The sequence below is a fragment of the Actinomadura rayongensis genome, assembly GCF_009831215.1.
In the GTDB taxonomy this organism is placed as follows: domain Bacteria; phylum Actinomycetota; class Actinomycetes; order Streptosporangiales; family Streptosporangiaceae; genus Spirillospora; species Spirillospora rayongensis.
Map to the genome: position 1 here is coordinate 1,387,438 of NZ_WUTW01000002.1, position 16,806 is coordinate 1,404,243.

Sequence of the window (16,806 nt, forward strand, 5' to 3'; positions counted from 1 at the left end):
CCTTGAGCGACGCGAAGATGCCTCTCATGTCCGATCCGGCGCCGGCAAACCTCGACCTGATACGCCGCTACGTCATCGCCAGCCCTAACCCGGGCCCCGGAAGCCGCTATCTGAGGCTGCTGAACGGCAACTTCGCCCGAAAGCCGGGACGTGCCGAGTTCGTCCGAGACCTCCGGCGCGACGCACGAGAGATCAGCGACGACGAACTCACTCTTCTTTTCGAGCCGAACTGGCGGCCCCGCCTCACTGCGGCCTGGCTCATCGGCATCGGCCGCCGCTCAGCCTTCCGGGCGCGGCTCGGCGAGCTGCTGTTGGGCAGCGAAGTCTGTTTCGCGGGCCAGGGCTACTGCATCGCTTTGGCTCTCTTCGGCACCGATAAGGACGCCGACCTGCTCGTCGAGTACCTGGACCGCTACCTTCGCCGTCCCGAATGCCGATACGACCAGTACTGGGCTATGGGCTCGCTCCTCTACCTGGACGACAAGACGGGCCGCGACCGCGCCGCAGCGTTTCTCGTCCCGGGCGGGCTTTGGGACCAATGGACCAACGAGTACGCCCCTGACATCGCGAAGCTGCGGCGGGAGGTCGAGAGACTATGCGGCCTTGTCGGAGCCCCTCCAGCCGAAGGAGGGTCCGTGGAGATAACGAAGTTGGGCTCGTGAGGCAGAGCGCTGGATCGCTTTTCGGTGAACGCGGGGCGCCGCCGGGGCTGGAGGGTCCCGGCGGCGCGGGGGGTCAGGGGGCGTTGACGAGGCCTACCGGCGGCACCTTCACGGTGCGCTTTCCGGGCTTGCCGCCGAGGATCACCTTGCGCAGTGACACGTTGTTGTTCAGGTTTCCCTCGAACAGGCGGTGGGCCGGGTTGGCTATGACCTGGATGTAGTAGGTGCCGTTTTTGAGCTTGGAGATGTCGAACGACTGGCCCGGCAGATCCTGGACGTAGCTGTCGCCGGAACCGACGTCCAGCACTTCGCGCACCGACAGCGACGAGAGGTCACCGCACGCGGTGTGCAGGTCGGTGTTCTCGGGCTTCCAGTTGGCGTTGCGGACGAGCAGGTTGATCGCGTCGGTGTTGGCGAGGCAGAACGCTTCTTTCTGGCTGCGCACGACCTCTTTCTTGTCCGCGCCGAGCAGCCGGTAACTCGCGAAGTCCTTGAAGTGCCAGTGCTCGTGGCCGTGGCGGGCGTCCCATTCCATGCCGCCCGTCCGGGCGTAGCCGACCTGGCGGCCGTTGCCGTCGAAGAAGTACTGGTAGGCGTCCATCAGGCCCTGCTTGACGCGGAACCCGTCCACGACCAGCGGCGACGGCCCGGCGTTCCACACATTGGCGGCGAACGCGAGGTAGTCGTGCGGTGCCGCTGCCGTGCCGTGGCCCTCGGTGTTGTGGTTCACCTCGATGTTCCACGCGGGCAGGGCGCGCAGGTCGGGCTTCGGGCCCTTCGGCACGGCGCCCGCGCCGGACGGCTTCGGGCCGGCCTTCAGCGCCGGTGTTCCGCTGGCGCGGGGGCGGCCCTCGTCGTCGCTGAGGGTCCGCACCTTCACCCTGATCTTCTTCGCGGCGGCGGAGATCCCGAACTGCCGCTGGTAGGGCGCGGTGACGCTGACGGTCGCGGTGTACGTCCCGTCCGCCAGCTTCACCTGGGGGTTCGCCTGGTTGTAGCCGGTGAGGGCCGTCGCCCAACCGCTCTGGACGCCCCAGATCGAGCCGAGCGTCCACGGGTTGTCGGAGCAGCCGTCGGGATACGGGCTCTTGTCCGGTGCGCCGGGTTTGACGCGGGCGGGTGAGGACGAGGGGCATACGTCCTGGTACCGGTCGACGACCTTCTTGCCCTTGGCGTCGGTCAGCGTCACATGCAGGAAGCGCGAGAAGCCGCCGAAATTCTTGACGAGGCCGGCGGGCAACGGTTCCGTGCGCGTTTTCCCGCCCGTCCGGACGATGCGGTTCGCGGTGATCGGATCCTTGTAGGACTTCCGCTGGGCGCGGATCTCGAACGGCGTCCCGGTCGCGCCGAGGTAGACGCCGAGGTCGAGATCGACGCGCGGCCAGTCCTTGTACTGCGTGAGCGTGACCTCGGACGACGCCGCGATCAGGTCGAGTCCGCCGTGCGCCGGAGCCGCCTGGGCCGCGGGCGCGCCGGTGACGGCGAGCGCGGCGAGTCCCGCGACGGTGAGCACGACCGGACGGCCCGGACGCGAAATTCCGTTCATGACGATCCTCCGTGAATCGGCGCCCCAGGGGGGCGGAGACGTCGATGAGACGCCGCCGGACGCGGGCGAAGTTCAGGTCCGCATTCGGACGCCGGAGGCTGGAACTTTTCTGGGAAATGGGGGTGGGCCTAGACCCACCGTGACACGGCCCTCACGCCCACCGACAGGCACGGTTCCCGCGGGCGAGGATTCAGGAAGTCGAAAGAAACGGAGCCCCCCATGAACGAGGTCCTCGCCCGCCGGTTCACCGGCTGCGCCGCGCTCGGCGCCGCCATCGCGCTGATCGTCGAAGTGCCGCTGTATTTCGTCTACTCGGGTCCGCCGCCGGACTCCAACATTCTCGGCCGCCTGCTGTTCGGCATCATCGCCCTCGGCTGCCTGCTCGTCTTCGCGACGGGGTTCCGCGAGCTGATCAAGCGGGTGAGCCCGGAGCACGAATGGATCGGGACGCTCACATTCGCGACCGGGCTCGCGTACTCCGTGGTCACGCTCGTCTCCAGCGGACTGGAGGCGGGGGACGTCATCGCGACGGACGCGTCCATCGACCCGACCATCACCGTCCACGGCACTTATATTCTGTACGGCTCGATCGGCCGTATGCTCCTCGCGATGTTCCTCACCTCGATCGGTTTCGCGATCTCCCGGACGCGCGCCCTGCCGCGCTGGACGAGCATTTCCGCCTTCGTGTTCGCGGCGGTGAACGCGGCGTTCATCCCGTCCCTTTTCTTCGGGAACGAGCCCGCCCATTTCTACGCCGCGAACGGCTGGGCGACCACGGCCCTGATGGGCGCGATCCTCAGCTACTGGCTGCTCGCGCTCGGGATCTCGATCGTCCGCAGCGCGCGCCGCTGACCGGTCCTCACACCCGGGCGGGCCGACACGGCTCGTCCGGGTCGATGATTCGCGTCAGCAGCGCCACGAGCTGTTCGCGCTCCGCCGGGGTGAGCGGCGCGACGAGTTCGGCGTTGGCCTCGCGGCCGAGCCGTTCGGTGAGGTCGAGCCGCCGCCGTCCCTCGGGGGACAGCTCGATCGCGTTCTTGCGGCGGTCGCGCGGATCGGGCCGACGGGTGACCAGCCCGTCGGCCTGAAGGTCGTTGAGGATCACGACCATGTCCTTCGGGTCGACGCCGAGGCTGCGGCCGAGGTCGGCCTGGGAGACGGGGGCGCGTTCGGCGACGGCGGCGAGGACGGCGTGGTGGGTCATCCGCAGGTCCGCGCGGGCGAGGGCGGCGGCGACGAGGCGGTGACCACGGGCGGCGGCGCGGCCGAGCAGCCAGCTCGGGAGCGCGCGGATGGTCTGGGGTGCGGCGGGAGCGTCGGGCATGGGGAAATCGTATCCCCGAAGTCGTTGGTGTGACCCATGATAATGTTGGGGCACCCAATGAAAGGAGAGAGTGCGTGCGACGTATCCGTCACCACGAGCACGGCGGTCCCGAGGTGCTGCGGCTGGAGGAGGCCGACGTCCCCGAACCCGGCCCGGGCGAGCTGCTGGTCCGCGCGGAGGCGATCGGGGTGACGCTTCCGTCGGTGCGCAAGGTGCGCGACGAGCGGACCGCGCTGCCCGGCGTGCTCGGCGGCGAGGTCGCCGGACCCGTGCTCGCGGTCGGCGCCGGGGTGGACGACTTCGCGGTGGGTGACCGCGTGACTTCGCTCACGCTGAGCGGTTCGTACGCCGACGTCGTCGTCGCCCCGACGTTCCTCGCCAGCCGCATTCCGGACGATGCGGACGCCGTGGCCGCGGTCGCGCTCGTCCGGGGCGGGCACGTCGCGCTCGCCGCGCTGTCCACCGGGGCGGTCGCGCCGTCGGACGCCGTCCTGATCACCGGGGCGGCGAGCGGCGCCGGGCACCTCGCCGTGCAGCTCGCGAAGCTGCACGGCGTGCGGCGGGTGGTCGCCGCGGTCGGCTCGCGCGCCAAGGAGGACTTCCTGCGCGGGCTCGGCGCGGACGAGGTGGTCGCCTATGACGAGGACGACTGGGGCGAACCGGTCGATGTCGTCCTGGACGGCGTCGGCGGCGACGTCCTGCCGCGCGCCCTCGCCGCGCTCGCCCCGGGCGGACGGCTCGTGTTCTTCGGCTCCGGCGGCGGGACCGTCCCGGCGTACGAACTGCTCGCCGGCGGCAAGACGATCACCGGGCTGACCATGGGGCGGTTCTCGGTTATCCACAGGGACGAGTACGAGCGGCACACCGGCGAGCTCTGGACCTACCATCGCGAAGGACGGTTGAAGGCGGTCGTCCACGCGGAGATCCCGCTGGCCGACGCCGCCCGCGCGCACGAAATCATCGAGGCGCGCGCCAACCTCGGAAAGGTCGTCCTTCGTCCCTGATCGCGGGAGGTCCGATGGTTTGATCGGCTCATGGAGCTGCGCCGGTTCAGGTACTTCGTCGCCGTTGTCGAAGAAAGCGGCTTCACGCGCGCGGCCGAGCGGCTGCACGTCGCGCAGCCGGGGATCAGCGCGCAGATCCGGCTGCTGGAACGCGAGCTGGGCGCGGAACTGCTCGACCGGACGGGACGCGTCGTCCGCCTCACGGCGGCGGGCGAGGCGGTTCTCCCCTACGCGCGGGCGGCGCTCGCGGCGGTGGACGGCGCGAAGGACGCCGTCGCCGAGCTGGCGGGCCTCGTCCGGGGACGCGTGTCGATCGGGATGGTGACGTCGATGCCGTCCGACATCGTCCCGGACCTGCTCGCGGGCTTCCACCGCGACCACCCGAACGTCGAGATCCGGCTGGTCGAGGGCAACTCGCACAGCCTTCTGCGCGACCTCCTGTCAGGCGCGCTCGACCTGGTCTTCGTAGGCCTGGCGGGAGAGCCGCCCGCGGGCGTAGGCGTGCAGACAGTCCGAGACGAGGAGTTCGCAGCCGTGGTCGCCCGGGACGACCCCCTGGCGTCCGCGGACACCATCCCCCTGTCCGCCCTCCGCGACCGCGCCCTGGCCGTCCTGCCCACCGGCACGGGCGTCCGCGACGCGGTGGAACGCGCCTTCGCCGCCGCGGGCCTCACCCCCCACGTGGCGTTCGAGGCCGCCGACCCCTACGTCGTCGCGCAACTCGCGGCCCGCGGCCTGGGCGTGGCCCTCGTCCCCCGCTCCCTCGCCGACGCCCACCCGAACGAGTGGCGCCGCGTCCTGATCGAGGGCGGCGTCCTACGCGGACGCCTCGTCCTGGCCTGGCGCTCCGACGGCCCGGCGAACCCCGCCGCCCGCGCCCTGACCACCCGAGCCCGCACCCGCCTCTGACCCCAACCCACCGCTCACCCGCACCCACCGCTCACCCGCACTCGCTCTGCCCCGCGCCCGCACTGCCCTGCGTCCGCACTGCCCTGCGTCCGCACTGCCCTGCGTCCGCACTGCCCTGCGTCCGCACTGCCCTGCGTCCGCACTGCCGGGGTGGCTAGGTGGGGGTGAGGCGCCAGAGGGAGGTTGTTTCGGCGGCGCGGGCTTTGTGGAGGGGGTCGGTGGGGTCCAGGGCCTTGGGGTGGCGGGGGCGGATGTCGTCGCGTGCCAGGACGGTCAGGTTCGCCGCTCGGAACTGGGCCAGGAGGGTTTCGCGGGTGCGCAGGCCCAGGTGTTCGGCCAGGTCGGAGAGGATCAGCCAGCCTTCGCCGCCGGGTTCCAGGTGGGCGGTCAGGCCGGTGAGGAAAGCCTGGAGCATGCGGCCTTCGGGGTCGTAGACGGCGTGTTCCAGGGGTGAGGCGGGTTTGCCGGGGAGCCACGGTGGGTTGCAGACGATCAGGGGGGCGCGGCCGGCGGGGAACAGGTCGGCGCGGACGACCTGCGCGGTGCGGGCGTAGCCGAGGCGGTCCAGGTTCGTGCGGGCGCAGGTGAGGGCGCGTGGGTCTTGGTCGGTGGCCACGATTTCGTGGACGCCGCGTCTTGCCAGGACGGCTGCCAGGACGCCTGTGCCCGTTCCTATGTCGAAGGCCCTTGTTGACGACGGGAGCGGGGCTTGCGCCACCAGGTCCACGTATTCGCCGCGGACCGGGGAGAAGACGCCGTAGTGCGGGTGGATTCGGTCGCCGTCCAGGGCGGGGATCGGCACGCCCTTCACGCGCCACTCGTGTGCGCCGATCAGGCCGAGGACCTCGCGCAGCGACGTCACGTACGGCTCGTCGGACGGGCCGTGCACCTCGGCGCAGGCCGTCCGGACGTCCGGTGCGCGGCGCAGGTCCAGCCGGTGGTCGGGTGCGAACGGGACGAGCAGCGACCCGAGAAGCCGCGATCGCTGCGCGCGGGCCTGGCGGAACAGGTGGAAGGCCTGCGGGCCTTCTGGGACGGCCTTCGGGCGTCGTTTCGGCCGGTCCGCGCGCCGTGCGAGCGCCTGGAGCAGCGTCCGGGCGTTCTGGTAGTCGCCGCGCCACAGCACGGCCGTCCCCTGTGAGACGAGCCGGTACGCGTCGTCGGCGCGCAGTGAATCGTCGGCCGCCACGACGCGGCGCGGTGGTGGCGCACCGGCCGCCGACCGCCAGGCGGCCGATCGCGCGGTGCCCGTCTCGTCCCACTCGATCACGTCGGCCACAGGGGTGATCCTTCCAGTTCGCAGCCCGGAGTGAGACGATCAGGGCTGACCGAAAGGGGGGATTGATGCGTCTTCCCGGCCCGCTGCACCTGGCGAACGAGGGGCTGGCGTTCGTTCTGGAACTCGCGGCGCTCGCCGCGCTCGCCTGGTGGGGGTTCGCGATTGGCGGCGTCGGCGGCGTGCTGCTCGGTATTGCCGCGCCCGTGGCCGCCGCCGTGCTCTGGGGGTTGTTCGCCGCGCCCAAGGCGCGGGTGCGGCTGCCCCTCGCGGGGATCCTGGCGGTCAAAGCCATCGTGTTCGTTGCGGCGGGACTGGCCCTGCACGGCGTCGGCCACACCGTGTGGGGTGCCGTGTTCGTAGGCGTCGCGGTCGTTAACGCGCTGGTCGCTGCGGTGGACCGCGACGCCCACTTCCGCGACGTCAGCCCGGGACGCGGTTGAGGAACCCGTTGACGCGGACGAAGCGCCCGTCCGCGATCTCGGCGACGTCGAACCCCTCGATCGGCGCCGGCCCGTCCGCGGGCCCGAGTTCCCAGGTGAAGCGCGCGATGTCGTGGTGGGCGTCCACCGCGCCGACCAGCCGGAAGACGAAGCCGGGGAACTGGCCCTGGACGGCTCCGATCGTCGCGTCGAGGGCGTCCCGGCCCTCCGCGACGGCCAGCGGGTCGACGTAGACGGCGCCGTCCGCGAAGACCGCCTCGACGGCCGCGCGCCGCGCCGCCGGGTCCGTCTCGTTCCAGGCCGCCAGGTACCGTTCCACCAGTTCGTGCACGTCGCTCATGTCCTGCTCCTTTCGACGCCCTCAGCTTCGCGGCACCCACCGCACGGAGGCGATGACCTCAGAGGTCATGAGGTCGATGTCGGATTTCCGCCAGTGAGCACCAGCACCGATCGGTGATGCTGGGGGACATGCACGAGGACGTGGAACGATGCGTACGGGTGGTCCAGGCCAAGGACGACCGGTTCGACGGCTGGTTCTTCACGGCCGTGATAACCACCGGGATCTACTGCCGTCCGAGCTGCCCCGCCGTCCCGCCGAAGCCCGAGAACATGCGCTTCTACCCGAGCGCGGCGGCGGCGTCCGAAGCCGGGTTCCGGGCGTGTAAGCGGTGCCGTCCGGACACCAGTCCCGGCTCCCCCGAATGGAACCACCGCGCCGACGTCGTGGCCCGCGCGATGCGACTCATCGCCGATGGAGTCATGGACCGTGAGGGCCTGCCCGGTCTGGCCGCACGCCTCGGCTACAGCGCCCGGCAGATCGAGCGGCAGCTCACCGCCGAACTCGGCGCCGGGCCGCGCTCGCTCGCCCGCGCCCAGCGCTCCCAGACCGCGCGCATCCTCATCGAGACGACCGCGCTCCCGATGTCGGACATCGCCTTCGCCGCCGGGTTCGCCAGCATCCGGGCGTTCAACGAGACCGTCCGCGCGGTGTTCGCGCTGACGCCCACCCAGCTCCGCGCCCGCCGCGCGAGCGCCCCGGCCGCCGCGCCCGGCACGATCGCGCTCCGGCTGCCGTTCCGCAAACCACTCAACCCGGACAACCTCTTCGGTCATCTGGCCGCGACGGGCGTCCCGGGCGTCGAGGAGTGGCGCGACGGCGCCTACCGGCGGACGCTGCGGCTCCCGCACGGCCCCGGCATCGCCGCGCTGCGCCCGCGTCCCGAGCACGTCGCGCTGACCCTCACCCTCGCCGACCACCGCGACCTCGGCGTCGCCATCGCCCGCTGCCGCCGGCTGCTCGACCTGGACGCCGACCCGGTCGCCGTGGACGACCTGCTGCGCGCCGACCCCGTCCTCGCCCCGCTGGTCGACAAGGCGCCGGGCCGCCGGGTGCCGCGCACGGTGGACGGGGCGGAGTTCGCCGTCCGGGCCGTCCTCGGCCAGCAGGTGTCGACCGCCGCCGCCCGCACGCTCGCGGCCCGGCTCGTCACCGCGCACGGCGAACCGGTCGCCGACCCGTCCGGCGGGCTGACGCACCTGTTCCCGAGCCCGGCGGCCCTCGCGGACCTCGACCCGGCGCAGCTCGCGGTCCCCGGCGCGCGGCGGACGGCCCTGACCGCGCTCGTCGCCGCGCTCCCTGGCCTCGACCTCGGCGTCGGCAGCGACTGGACCGAGGCCCGCGCCCGGCTCGCGGAGCTGCCCGGCATCGGACCCTGGACGATCGAGACCATCGCCATGCGCGCGCTCGGCGACCCCGACGCGTTCGTCCCCGGCGACCTCGGCGTCCGCGCGGCGGCCCGCGACCTCGGGCTGCCCGCAACGCCGGGCGCGCTGACCGTCCGGTCGGCGGCCTGGCGGCCGTGGCGGGCGTACGCCGTCCAGTATTTGTGGGCGGCGGGCGACCACGCCATCAACCATCTCCCCGGAAAGGACCTCGCATGAGCGTTGTGCACACCGTCGTGGACAGCCCGATCGGTCCGTTGACGCTCGTCGCGGACGACGACGGACTGCGCGGCCTCTACATGAACCGGCAGCGGCACCTGCCCGACGAGGAGACGTTCGGTCCACCCGACGACGGACCGTTCGACGCCGTCCGCAAGCAGCTCGACGCCTACTTCGCGGGCGACCTCACCACGTTCGACGTTCCGCTGTCCTTGCACGGCACGCCGTTCCAGCGCCGCGTCTGGGAAGGGCTGCTCACCATCCCGTACGGCACGACGTGGAGCTACGGGCAGCTCGCCGATGCGATCGGCAGCCCCGGCGGGGCACGGGCGGTCGGGCTCGCCAACGGCAAGAACCCGGTGTCGATCATCGTCCCGTGCCACCGGGTGATCGGCGCGTCCGGCAGCCTCACCGGCTACGGCGGCGGGCTGGAGCGCAAGCGGGCGCTGCTGGACTTCGAGCGCGGCGGCGCCCTTTTCTGAACTGTCGGACCCGAGAGTTACCGTGCGGGGGACGCACCGAGCGAGGGAGAGCATCGTGGAGTTCCGGGTGGACCGGCAGACGCTGGCGGACGGCGTGGCGTGGGCCGTGCGGACCGTCCCGTCCCGGCCCGCGCTGCCCGTCCTGGCGGGCCTGCTGCTGACGGCGGACGAAGCGGGCACGGTGACGGTCGCCGGGTTCGACCTGGAGGTCTCTGCGCGCGCCGAGATCGACGCGGACGTCGCGGTGCCGGGCCGCGCGCTCGTGCCCGGCCGGCTGCTCACCGAGATCGTCCGGAGCCTGCCCGCGCAGCCGGTGGAGGTCACGGCGACGGGGTCGGAGGTCGTGCTGCGCTGCGGGAGCGCCGAGTTCGGCCTGCAGATCCTGCCCGTCGAGGACTACCCGGCGCTGCCCGAACCGCCCGCCCCCGCCGGGACGATCCCCGCCGAGGAGTTCGCGGCGGCCGTCGCGCAGGTCACGCCCGCCGCCGGACGCGACGACACGCTGCCGATGCTGACCGGCGTCCGCATCGACTTCGACGGGGCGACGATGCGGCTGGCCTGCACCGACCGCTACCGCATCGCCGCCCGCGAGGTCGCCTGGAAGCCCGCCGACCCCGAGTTCGCGGCGGGCGTCGTCGTCCCGGCCCGGACGCTCGCCGACACGGCCAAGGCCATCCGCCCCGGCGCCGAGGTCACGATCGGCCTCGCCGGGCACGGCGCGACGCTGATCGGCGTGTCCGGCGGGGGCCGCAGCATGACGACGCGGCTGCTGGACGACCAGTTCATCGACTACCGCTCCCGGCTCACCGGCACGTGGTCGTCGGTCGCGCGCGTCGAGACGGGCCCGTTCACCGAGGCGATCCGCCGCGTGGCGCTCGTCGCGGACCGCGCCACGCCCGTCCGGCTGGAGTTCACCGGCGACCGCGTGCGCGTCCGCGCGGCGGCGGGCGACGCGGCGCGCGCCAACGAGGAGGTGTCCGCGCGGCTCGACGGCGCGGACCTCGACATCGCGTTCAGCCCGCAGTACCTGCTGGACGGCCTCGCGGGCGTCCACGGCCGGTACGCGCGGCTGGAGTGCACGACGTCCACGAAGGCCGCGCTGCTCACCGGCATCCCCGACCCGGAGGGAGACGAGGAACCCGACGAGGACGCCGACACCGGCTTCCGCTACCTGGTCATGCCGATCCGCCTGACGTCCTGACCGCTGACGGATCCAGCACCGCACGGACGAGGCCGATCCGCCCGACGTCCCAGCCGTTCACGGGATCCGGCACGGCAAGGACGTCCCGAGCGTTCTAGGGGTCCAGCACGGCGAGGACGAACCGGACGTCCGCGTCGGTCTCGTTGCCGTAGGCGTGCGGACGGTCGCCGACGAACACGGCCGCGCCGCCCGGCGGGATCCGGTCCGTCCGGTCGTCGACGGTGAGCGTCAGCGTGCCGTGCTGCACGTAGAGGGCTTCCCGGACGCCGGGCGCATGCGCCTCGGTACTGCGCGTCTCGCCGGGCCGCAGCAGCCAGTTCCACAGCTCCAGTGACGGCCGCGGGTCGCTGCCCGCGAGCAGCGTCCCGGTGCCGCCGTCGTCGCCGCGCCACAGGACGACGTGCCGCTCCGGCGGGAAGACCTGCACCGGCGGCGTCTCCTCCACCTGGACGAGCCGGGTGAGCGGCACGCGCAGCGCCTCGGAAATGCGGATGAGCGTGCCGAGGTTGGGATTGCCGCGGCCTTGTTCGAGCCCGACGAGGACGCCCTTGCTGACCCCGGCGCGTCCGGCCAGCTCGTCCAGGCTCCAGCCGTGCCCGGCGCGCAGCGATCGGACGGTGCGCGCGACGGCCGCGCCGATCGCCTCCTGGTCGCTCACCCGGCTCAGCCTAACGATCCTGACGACGGTTCGGTATGATGAACCATGTAGTTCATTAAAATGACCGCACGGCAGGATGCCGACCGACCCGAGCACGGCAGCCGCGCCCGAACCCGGCGCGGACAACGCGCGGAGGGAATGCGTCGGCCCGGCCGCCGACTTGTGCGGTCGGTGAGCGCGTCGGCGTGCGGCGGACGGGAGTGTGGCTTGTGGTGACGTTGCTGGCCCTGGGAGCCGCGATCGTGTACGGCGTCGCGGATTTCCTGGGCGGATCGGTGTCCCGGCGCTCGACCGCCGTGCGCGTGCTGCTGGTGAGCGTCCCGGCGGGAATCGCGGTGATGCTCGCCGTGGCGCTGACCGGCGCGGCACCGACGTGGCACGGCATCGCCTGGGGCTTCGGCGCCGGCCTGTCGGGCGGGGCGGGCATGCTCGCGTTCTACCGGGCGCTGGCGCGGGGACCGATGAGCGTGGTCGCGCCCGTATCGGCGCTGGCGGCGGCCGTGTTGCCGGTCGCGGCGGGCGTGCTGCGCGGGGAACGGCTCGGCGTGCCCGTCCTGCTCGGAGTCCTGCTGTGCCTGGTGGCGATCGGCCTCGTGAGCATGGAGAAGGGCGACGAGGAACGGGCCGTGGCGGGCCGCCGCGCGTTCGACAACGGCCCCATCATGGCGGGCGTCTCGGGCGTGTCCTTCGGGATCTTCTTCATCCTGCTGAAAGAGGCGGGCGGCGACGGCGGCCTCTGGCCGATCCTGGCGTCCCGCCTGGGAAATCTCGCGGTAGTGGCGGCAGCGGCCGTGATCCTGCTCCGCGCGCACGGCGGCCTCCCCGGAACACCGATCCGAGGCCGCAAACTCCTGGGCCTGACGCTCCTGTCGGGAACGCTGGACGCGGGCGCCAACGCCTTCTACTTCCTCGCGGCCCAGTCCGGGATGCTGAGCCTGGCGGCGGTGCTGACGTCCCTGTACCCGGCGGTGACCGTCCTGCTCGCCCGCTTCGCCTTCAGCGAGCGCCTCCGCGCGATCCAACGCGTGGGCATGGCCTTGGCGGTGGCAGGCGTAACCCTGGTCACCGTGGGCTGACGCATCACCTGACGGAAACGCATCACGCCCGCGCCGTCTACGAGCAGTGCCGCACCGACCAGAAATGGAAGATAAATGGAGACCGCAACCCACGCGCGGGGGCGTGGGGGCGGAGCCCCCACATCGGGGGTCCGGGGGTCGTCCCCCGGGAGAAAGACCGCCAACGCGACAGCGAAGCCGCCTCAGCGGCGAGTAGGCGGACCCAGCGGTGGTGGTGGGATTCGAACCCACGGAAGCTTGCACTTCACACGCTTTCGAGGCGTGCGCCCTCGTCCACTAGGCGACACCACCGCCGGAGAGCTTACCGGACTCTGCGGTGCGCGAAGAACTCGATAAGGGGTTCGGCGCAGTCGGCGGCGAGGTAGTCGGCGAGGACTTCGGGGCGGTGGTTGAGGCGGCGGTCGCGGACGACGTCCCAGAGGGAGCCGGCGGCGCCGGCCTTGGGGTCGGGGGCGCCGTAGACGATGCGGGCGACGCGGGCGGCGACGGCGGCGCCGGCGCACATGGTGCAGGGTTCCAGGGTCACGACGAGCGTGCAGCCGGTGAGGCGCCAGCCGTCGGCGTGGGTCGTGGCGGCGGCGCGCAGGGCGATGATCTCGGCGTGGCCGGTGGGGTCGCCGGTGCGTTCGCGGTCGTTGTGGCCGGTGCCGAGGACGGTTCCGGCGGCGTCCAGGACGACGGCGCCGACGGGGATGTCGCCGTGCTCGGCCGCCGCGCGCGCCTCGGCCAGGGCGCGGCGCATCGCGGGCACGTACTCGGGGTGGGCGGCGGACGGGTCGGGCCCGGGGTCGGCTGCGGACAGGTCGCTGCCGCGGCGGGCCGTGGACGGGTCGGGCCTGGGGCGGGCGGACGGTGGGTCGGTCATGCGTCGCGCAGTCGGTCGAACTCGTCGGCGAAGCCCGCCAGTTCGGCGAGGGCGCCGAGCGGGTCGCCGGGGAGTGCGCGGTCGCCGAGGTCGCCGAGGCGGGCGGGGTCGACGCCGAGGTCGCGCAGCACGGCGGGGTCGCCTCCGGCGGATCCGGTGGGGACGTCCTCGAACAGCGGGCGGAACAGCGCGCCGAGCCCGTCGTCGCGGACGGCCGAGACGTAGGCGCGGGGTTCGCCCATCGCGTCCATGCGCAGGACGCCGAACCAGTCGTCGTCCTCCTCGACGAGGAGGAGGACGGGATCCCCGGCGGTCTCGGCGGCGACGCCGCGCATCAGGTCGGCGACGTCGGCGACGTCCTCGGCTTCGTCCAGCGGGGTCTCGGCGCCCGACCAGCCTTCCGGCGCGCGGGCGAAGACGGCCGCGAATGTGTGCACCGTCTCATTCTCGCAGCCGAGGCCCCGGCCCGGCCAAGGCAAGACGAAGAGTTGGCTCAGCCGAGGGCGTCCAGGGCGCGTTCGAAGGCCTGGGCGAAGCCGAGGCGGCCGGCGATGCTGAGCAGCATCTCGTCCGGGTACAGCTCCAGGTCGCCGGAGATGGCGCCGAGCTCCATCTCGTCCAGCCCGAGGTCGGCGAAGATCGACATGTCGCCGACGGGCAGGACCTGGTCGAGTTCCTCGTCGTCGGGGACGGGGATGTCGAGCCGGTCGAGGACCTGGCGGGCGAGCGACCAGTCCACGGACGCGGTCACGTCCGACAGGAAGATCATCGTCTCGTCGCCGAGCAGCCGGATCGCGACGAAGAAGTCGTCGCCGACCGCGACGAGCCCGATCGTGCCGCCGAGGCTGGGCTGCTGGCGCAGGGCGTGGACGAGCCCGTCGAGGTCCTCCGTCAGCGCGACCGGGAGGATCTCCGCTTCCCAGCGTTCGTCCTCGCGATACACGACGACGGCGAAATCCGTCGCGTCGTCAACATCCGTCATCTCCACCCCACCGGCCCGTCTCCTGCCAGGGCATGGTCGCAGATGCAGCGCGCCCTCGCGGCCATCACCGCCGAACTCCGTCCGGCGGCGGATGGGCGGCGCCATGGGCGGCGCCGCCGGACGAAACCTACCGGACGCCGTTAATTGATGCGGAAGGTACGCCTGCGAAGGGCGGCGTGGATGCGGGCCCGCCGCGACCGGTGCGGCGTGACGCGGCGGCGCAGCTCGCGGGCCTCGGCCAGTTCCCGGAGGAAGACGGCCCGGCGGCGGAGCCGCTCGCGGACCTCCTCCGGGGTCGGCGCCGTGCCGGACCGACGGTCCGGATCGTCCCGTCGAGGGTCTCCGACCTGCGGGTTCTCCTGCTCCCGATGGCTGGTCATATCGCCATACTGCCCGAACGGAACGCTCCCTATCCTGCCGCGGCCGATCAGTTCGGTGCCGGTTGCCGTGCCGGTACGGTGAGCGCATGCAGACCCTCGCCGTCGATCACCCGCTCGTCGCGCACAAGCTGACCACGCTGCGGGACGTCCGGACCGATTCGCCGACGTTCCGGCGGCTGGCCGACGAGCTGGTCACGCTGCTCGCCTACGAGGCCACCCGGGACGTCCGCGTCACCGACGTGGAGGTGCAGACGCCCGTCACGCGGACGCACGGTGTGCAGCTCGCGAGCCCGAAGCCGCTGGTCGTCCCGATCCTGCGCGCGGGCCTCGGGATGCTGGACGGCATGACGCGCCTGCTGCCCACCGCCGAGGTCGGCTTCCTCGGCATGGTCCGCGACGAGGGCACCCTCCAGGCGGAGACGTACGCGTCGCGGCTGCCCGACGACCTGTCCGGCCGCCAGTGCTACGTCCTGGACCCGATGCTCGCGACGGGCGGCACGCTGGCCGCCGCGATCCGGCTGCTGCTGGACCGGGGCGCGGACGACGTGACGGCGCTGTGCCTCCTCGCCGCCCCCGAGGGCCTGCGCTTCCTGGAGGACGCGTTCGCCGGGACGCGGGCGCCCATTCGCGTCGTGACGGCGGGCCTGGACGAGCGTCTCAACGAACGCGGTTTCATCGTCCCGGGCCTCGGCGACGCGGGCGACCGGCTCTACGGTGTGGTCTGAACACCTATTTCATAGTCCGTCCAATAAAGGGGGATTCGTCGTCCGATCGGCCGACGAAGTGAGAGTTACCTGACTTCACAGCGGACGGGACGTCACCATCCGTACCGGCGACGACCGCTTTGCACGGCCTCTCCGCATGTTCGCCGACGCATCACCTTGGGTAATAGCGAATAACGGAACGTCAGAATCGTTCCGTCCGTCGTCCCGGCGCACAGGGGATCGGTTTCGGACCGGGCGGCGCGAGCGAGTCGCGAGGATGCGTGATGACTCACCCAGGGGATGACGAACGCCAGCCGTACGAGGACGTCGAGCAGCGCCTGGCCGCCGAGTTCGCCGCGGCGCACCCGCCCGAGACCGTGGCGCGCTGCGTCGCCGCCGCCCGCTACGGGGCGCTGGAGGTCGTGGGGTCGGCCGAACCCGGCCTGGTGGAACGGATCGCGCGAAAACACCTGGAGGTGCTCGCGCTCGTCGCGGCCGAGCGGCGACGGCGACGGCCGCGCAGCACCCTCGGCAACGCGCCGTGACGGGCGCTTTGCGCCGACTCCCGGCTGTGCGAGACTTGCCGGGGGTCTGTGGGTGATCGCTCCGGGAGGCTGACGTGCCCGCCAGAAAGTACCTGACGTGGGCCGCCGCGGCGCTCGTCGTGTTCGTCGTGATCCGCCGTCCGGCCGAGGCCACGCAGTCCCTCAACGAGGCGGCGGGCGCGCTGGCCCGGGCCGGCGACGCGTTCGCGACCTTCGTCACCGAGCTGGGCTGAGGACGCCATGCGACTGGTCACCCCCGGAGACTCCGCCCCCGCGTCCGTCAACAAGTACCTGCTGCCGCACGAGACGCAGGTGATCACCGTCCGGCGGCACCCGGCCGTCCTGATGGTCCCGGTCGGGCTGGTGCTCGGCGGGCTGATCGTCGCGGGCGTGCTCAGCAACATCGGCGCCGGGTCCGGCGCGGGCAGCGCGATCAGCTACATCTGGTGGGCGTGGCTGGCGCTGCTGGCCTGGTTCGTGTGGCGGGTCGCGGAGTGGTCGGTCGACTACTTCGTCATCACCAACCAGCGGATGCTGCTGACCACCGGGATCATCACGCGCAACGTCGCGATGATGCCGCTGGCGAAGGTCACCGACATGGGCTTCAAGCGGTCGCTGGCGGGGCGGATGCTCGGCTACGGCGAGTTCATCATGGAGTCCGCCGGCCAGGACCAGGCGCTGGACCGCGTTCCGTACCTGCCGTATCCGGAGCAGTTGTACCTGGAGGTCTGCGAAATGATCTTCCCGAACAAGAACGCGGACGGCTGATCCGCGCTCGACCGTCCTGACCCATTCCGGTGCGGTGGCC

The 16,806-nt window shown here is 72.2% G+C and carries 22 protein-coding genes and 1 tRNA gene; 13 read left to right on the forward strand and 10 right to left on the reverse strand.

Annotation, left to right across the window (positions count from 1 at the left end):
• Positions 1-26: 26 nt before the first annotated feature.
• Positions 27-662 carry a DUF6000 family protein gene (locus GQ466_RS15840; RefSeq protein WP_161103589.1) on the forward strand — a complete coding sequence of 212 codons (636 nt, stop codon included), beginning with the start codon at positions 27-29 and terminating at the stop codon, positions 660-662.
• A gap of 73 nt (positions 663-735) precedes the next feature.
• Here GQ466_RS15840 and GQ466_RS15845 read toward each other — a convergent pair whose 3' ends face one another.
• Complete coding sequence (locus GQ466_RS15845) at positions 736-2,208, reverse strand: lysyl oxidase family protein (protein WP_161103590.1); 1,473 nt, start codon at positions 2,206-2,208, stop codon at positions 736-738.
• Positions 2,209-2,427: 219 nt separating this feature from the next.
• Between GQ466_RS15845 and GQ466_RS15850 the strand changes: the two genes are divergently transcribed.
• On the forward strand, positions 2,428-3,060 hold the full coding sequence (locus GQ466_RS15850; RefSeq protein ID WP_161103591.1) for a hypothetical protein: 633 nt from the start codon (positions 2,428-2,430) through the stop codon (positions 3,058-3,060).
• A gap of 7 nt (positions 3,061-3,067) precedes the next feature.
• Here GQ466_RS15850 and GQ466_RS15855 read toward each other — a convergent pair whose 3' ends face one another.
• Positions 3,068-3,532: a MarR family winged helix-turn-helix transcriptional regulator gene (locus GQ466_RS15855; RefSeq protein WP_161103592.1), complete on the reverse strand. Its 465-nt coding sequence runs from the start codon at positions 3,530-3,532 to the stop codon at positions 3,068-3,070.
• A 74-nt stretch (positions 3,533-3,606) separates the two neighbouring features.
• Here GQ466_RS15855 and GQ466_RS15860 point away from each other — a divergent pair, with 74 nt between their 5' ends.
• Both GQ466_RS15860 and GQ466_RS15865 read left to right on the forward strand, forming a co-directional pair.
• On the forward strand, positions 3,607-4,536 hold the full coding sequence (locus tag GQ466_RS15860) for a zinc-binding dehydrogenase (RefSeq protein WP_161103593.1): 930 nt from the start codon (positions 3,607-3,609) through the stop codon (positions 4,534-4,536).
• A 30-nt stretch (positions 4,537-4,566) separates the two neighbouring features.
• A complete protein-coding gene (locus tag GQ466_RS15865) occupies positions 4,567-5,445 on the forward strand; it encodes a LysR family transcriptional regulator (RefSeq protein ID WP_161103594.1) in 879 nt (292 codons plus the stop codon).
• 154 nt (positions 5,446-5,599) lie between these two features.
• On the opposite strand, the gene GQ466_RS32800 is transcribed toward GQ466_RS15865, so the two are convergent.
• Entirely contained in the window at positions 5,600-6,724 is a 1,125-nt protein-coding gene (locus GQ466_RS32800) for a methyltransferase (RefSeq protein WP_161103595.1), read from the reverse strand.
• Between the two features lie 65 nt (positions 6,725-6,789).
• Here GQ466_RS32800 and GQ466_RS15875 point away from each other — a divergent pair, with 65 nt between their 5' ends.
• A complete protein-coding gene (locus GQ466_RS15875) occupies positions 6,790-7,164 on the forward strand; it encodes a YrdB family protein (RefSeq protein WP_161103596.1) in 375 nt (124 codons plus the stop codon).
• Here the strand turns inward: GQ466_RS15875 and GQ466_RS15880 are convergent.
• Positions 7,145-7,504 carry a nuclear transport factor 2 family protein gene (locus GQ466_RS15880; protein ID WP_161103597.1) on the reverse strand — a complete coding sequence of 120 codons (360 nt, stop codon included), beginning with the start codon at positions 7,502-7,504 and terminating at the stop codon, positions 7,145-7,147. The two genes, GQ466_RS15875 and GQ466_RS15880, sit on opposite strands and share 20 nt — an antisense overlap.
• Before the next feature lie 128 nt (positions 7,505-7,632).
• Here GQ466_RS15880 and GQ466_RS15885 point away from each other — a divergent pair, with 128 nt between their 5' ends.
• From GQ466_RS15885 to dnaN, 3 genes are read left to right on the forward strand one after another with little or no spacing between them, the layout of a single operon-like run.
• The gene (locus GQ466_RS15885) at positions 7,633-9,105 is read left to right on the forward strand and encodes an AlkA N-terminal domain-containing protein (RefSeq protein ID WP_161103598.1); all 1,473 of its coding nucleotides are present in this window, start codon (positions 7,633-7,635) and stop codon (positions 9,103-9,105) included.
• A complete protein-coding gene (locus GQ466_RS15890; protein WP_161103599.1) occupies positions 9,102-9,587 on the forward strand; it encodes a methylated-DNA--[protein]-cysteine S-methyltransferase in 486 nt (161 codons plus the stop codon). The genes GQ466_RS15885 and GQ466_RS15890 overlap by 4 nt, the downstream gene beginning before the upstream one ends.
• A gap of 55 nt (positions 9,588-9,642) precedes the next feature.
• Positions 9,643-10,788 carry a DNA polymerase III subunit beta gene (gene dnaN, locus GQ466_RS15895; RefSeq protein WP_161103600.1) on the forward strand — a complete coding sequence of 382 codons (1,146 nt, stop codon included), beginning with the start codon at positions 9,643-9,645 and terminating at the stop codon, positions 10,786-10,788.
• Positions 10,789-10,882: 94 nt separating this feature from the next.
• On the opposite strand, the gene GQ466_RS15900 is transcribed toward dnaN, so the two are convergent.
• The gene (locus tag GQ466_RS15900; RefSeq protein ID WP_161103601.1) at positions 10,883-11,446 is read right to left on the reverse strand and encodes a helix-turn-helix domain-containing protein; all 564 of its coding nucleotides are present in this window, start codon (positions 11,444-11,446) and stop codon (positions 10,883-10,885) included.
• Positions 11,447-11,658: 212 nt separating this feature from the next.
• Here GQ466_RS15900 and GQ466_RS15905 point away from each other — a divergent pair, with 212 nt between their 5' ends.
• Positions 11,659-12,522 carry an EamA family transporter gene (locus tag GQ466_RS15905; protein ID WP_337193487.1) on the forward strand — a complete coding sequence of 288 codons (864 nt, stop codon included), beginning with the start codon at positions 11,659-11,661 and terminating at the stop codon, positions 12,520-12,522.
• Positions 12,523-12,728: 206 nt separating this feature from the next.
• Here the strand turns inward: GQ466_RS15905 and GQ466_RS15910 are convergent.
• The 5 genes from GQ466_RS15910 to GQ466_RS15930 form a co-directional block, all read right to left on the reverse strand.
• A tRNA-Ser gene (locus GQ466_RS15910) sits at positions 12,729-12,813 on the reverse strand.
• Positions 12,814-12,823: 10 nt separating this feature from the next.
• Entirely contained in the window at positions 12,824-13,264 is a 441-nt protein-coding gene (locus tag GQ466_RS15915; protein ID WP_161103932.1) for a nucleoside deaminase, read from the reverse strand.
• 119 nt (positions 13,265-13,383) lie between these two features.
• Positions 13,384-13,824 carry a tRNA adenosine deaminase-associated protein gene (locus GQ466_RS15920; RefSeq protein ID WP_161103603.1) on the reverse strand — a complete coding sequence of 147 codons (441 nt, stop codon included), beginning with the start codon at positions 13,822-13,824 and terminating at the stop codon, positions 13,384-13,386.
• A gap of 56 nt (positions 13,825-13,880) precedes the next feature.
• Positions 13,881-14,369: a tRNA adenosine deaminase-associated protein gene (locus GQ466_RS15925; protein WP_161103604.1), complete on the reverse strand. Its 489-nt coding sequence runs from the start codon at positions 14,367-14,369 to the stop codon at positions 13,881-13,883.
• Between the two features lie 140 nt (positions 14,370-14,509).
• Complete coding sequence (locus GQ466_RS15930) at positions 14,510-14,749, reverse strand: hypothetical protein (protein WP_161103605.1); 240 nt, start codon at positions 14,747-14,749, stop codon at positions 14,510-14,512.
• 86 nt (positions 14,750-14,835) lie between these two features.
• On the opposite strand from GQ466_RS15930, the gene upp reads away from it, so the two are divergent.
• The 4 genes from upp (at position 14,836) to GQ466_RS15950 (ending at position 16,766) form a co-directional block, all read left to right on the forward strand.
• On the forward strand, positions 14,836-15,474 hold the full coding sequence (gene upp, locus GQ466_RS15935; RefSeq protein ID WP_161103606.1) for a uracil phosphoribosyltransferase: 639 nt from the start codon (positions 14,836-14,838) through the stop codon (positions 15,472-15,474).
• A 263-nt stretch (positions 15,475-15,737) separates the two neighbouring features.
• Positions 15,738-15,998 carry a three-helix bundle dimerization domain-containing protein gene (locus GQ466_RS15940; RefSeq protein ID WP_103561342.1) on the forward strand — a complete coding sequence of 87 codons (261 nt, stop codon included), beginning with the start codon at positions 15,738-15,740 and terminating at the stop codon, positions 15,996-15,998.
• A 74-nt stretch (positions 15,999-16,072) separates the two neighbouring features.
• Complete coding sequence (locus GQ466_RS15945; RefSeq protein WP_161103607.1) at positions 16,073-16,231, forward strand: hypothetical protein; 159 nt, start codon at positions 16,073-16,075, stop codon at positions 16,229-16,231.
• A gap of 7 nt (positions 16,232-16,238) precedes the next feature.
• Positions 16,239-16,766, forward strand: coding sequence for a PH domain-containing protein (locus GQ466_RS15950; RefSeq protein ID WP_161103608.1), 528 nt, complete (start codon positions 16,239-16,241; stop codon positions 16,764-16,766).
• Positions 16,767-16,806: the final 40 nt, after the last annotated feature.

Bases quoted from the DNA above. Each gene is read 5' to 3' on its own strand.
- GQ466_RS15855 (WP_161103592.1), bottom strand. From the start codon at position 3,532: ATGCCCGACGCTCCCGCCGCACCCCAGACCATCCGCGCGCTCCCGAGC.
- GQ466_RS15915 (WP_161103932.1), bottom strand. From the start codon at position 13,264: ATGCGCCGCGCCCTGGCCGAGGCGCGCGCGGCGGCCGAGCACGGCGAC.
- GQ466_RS15850 (WP_161103591.1), top strand. From the start codon at position 2,428: ATGAACGAGGTCCTCGCCCGCCGGTTCACCGGCTGCGCCGCGCTCGGC.
- GQ466_RS15845 (WP_161103590.1), bottom strand. From the start codon at position 2,208: ATGAACGGAATTTCGCGTCCGGGCCGTCCGGTCGTGCTCACCGTCGCG.
- upp (WP_161103606.1), top strand. From the start codon at position 14,836: ATGCAGACCCTCGCCGTCGATCACCCGCTCGTCGCGCACAAGCTGACC.
- GQ466_RS15940 (WP_103561342.1), top strand. From the start codon at position 15,738: ATGACTCACCCAGGGGATGACGAACGCCAGCCGTACGAGGACGTCGAG.
- GQ466_RS15880 (WP_161103597.1), bottom strand. From the start codon at position 7,504: ATGAGCGACGTGCACGAACTGGTGGAACGGTACCTGGCGGCCTGGAAC.
- GQ466_RS15840 (WP_161103589.1), top strand. From the start codon at position 27: ATGTCCGATCCGGCGCCGGCAAACCTCGACCTGATACGCCGCTACGTC.
- GQ466_RS15885 (WP_161103598.1), top strand. From the start codon at position 7,633: ATGCACGAGGACGTGGAACGATGCGTACGGGTGGTCCAGGCCAAGGAC.
- GQ466_RS15930 (WP_161103605.1), bottom strand. From the start codon at position 14,749: ATGACCAGCCATCGGGAGCAGGAGAACCCGCAGGTCGGAGACCCTCGA.
- GQ466_RS15875 (WP_161103596.1), top strand. From the start codon at position 6,790: ATGCGTCTTCCCGGCCCGCTGCACCTGGCGAACGAGGGGCTGGCGTTC.
- GQ466_RS15890 (WP_161103599.1), top strand. From the start codon at position 9,102: ATGAGCGTTGTGCACACCGTCGTGGACAGCCCGATCGGTCCGTTGACG.
- GQ466_RS15865 (WP_161103594.1), top strand. From the start codon at position 4,567: ATGGAGCTGCGCCGGTTCAGGTACTTCGTCGCCGTTGTCGAAGAAAGC.
- GQ466_RS15925 (WP_161103604.1), bottom strand. From the start codon at position 14,369: ATGACGGATGTTGACGACGCGACGGATTTCGCCGTCGTCGTGTATCGC.
- GQ466_RS15950 (WP_161103608.1), top strand. From the start codon at position 16,239: ATGCGACTGGTCACCCCCGGAGACTCCGCCCCCGCGTCCGTCAACAAG.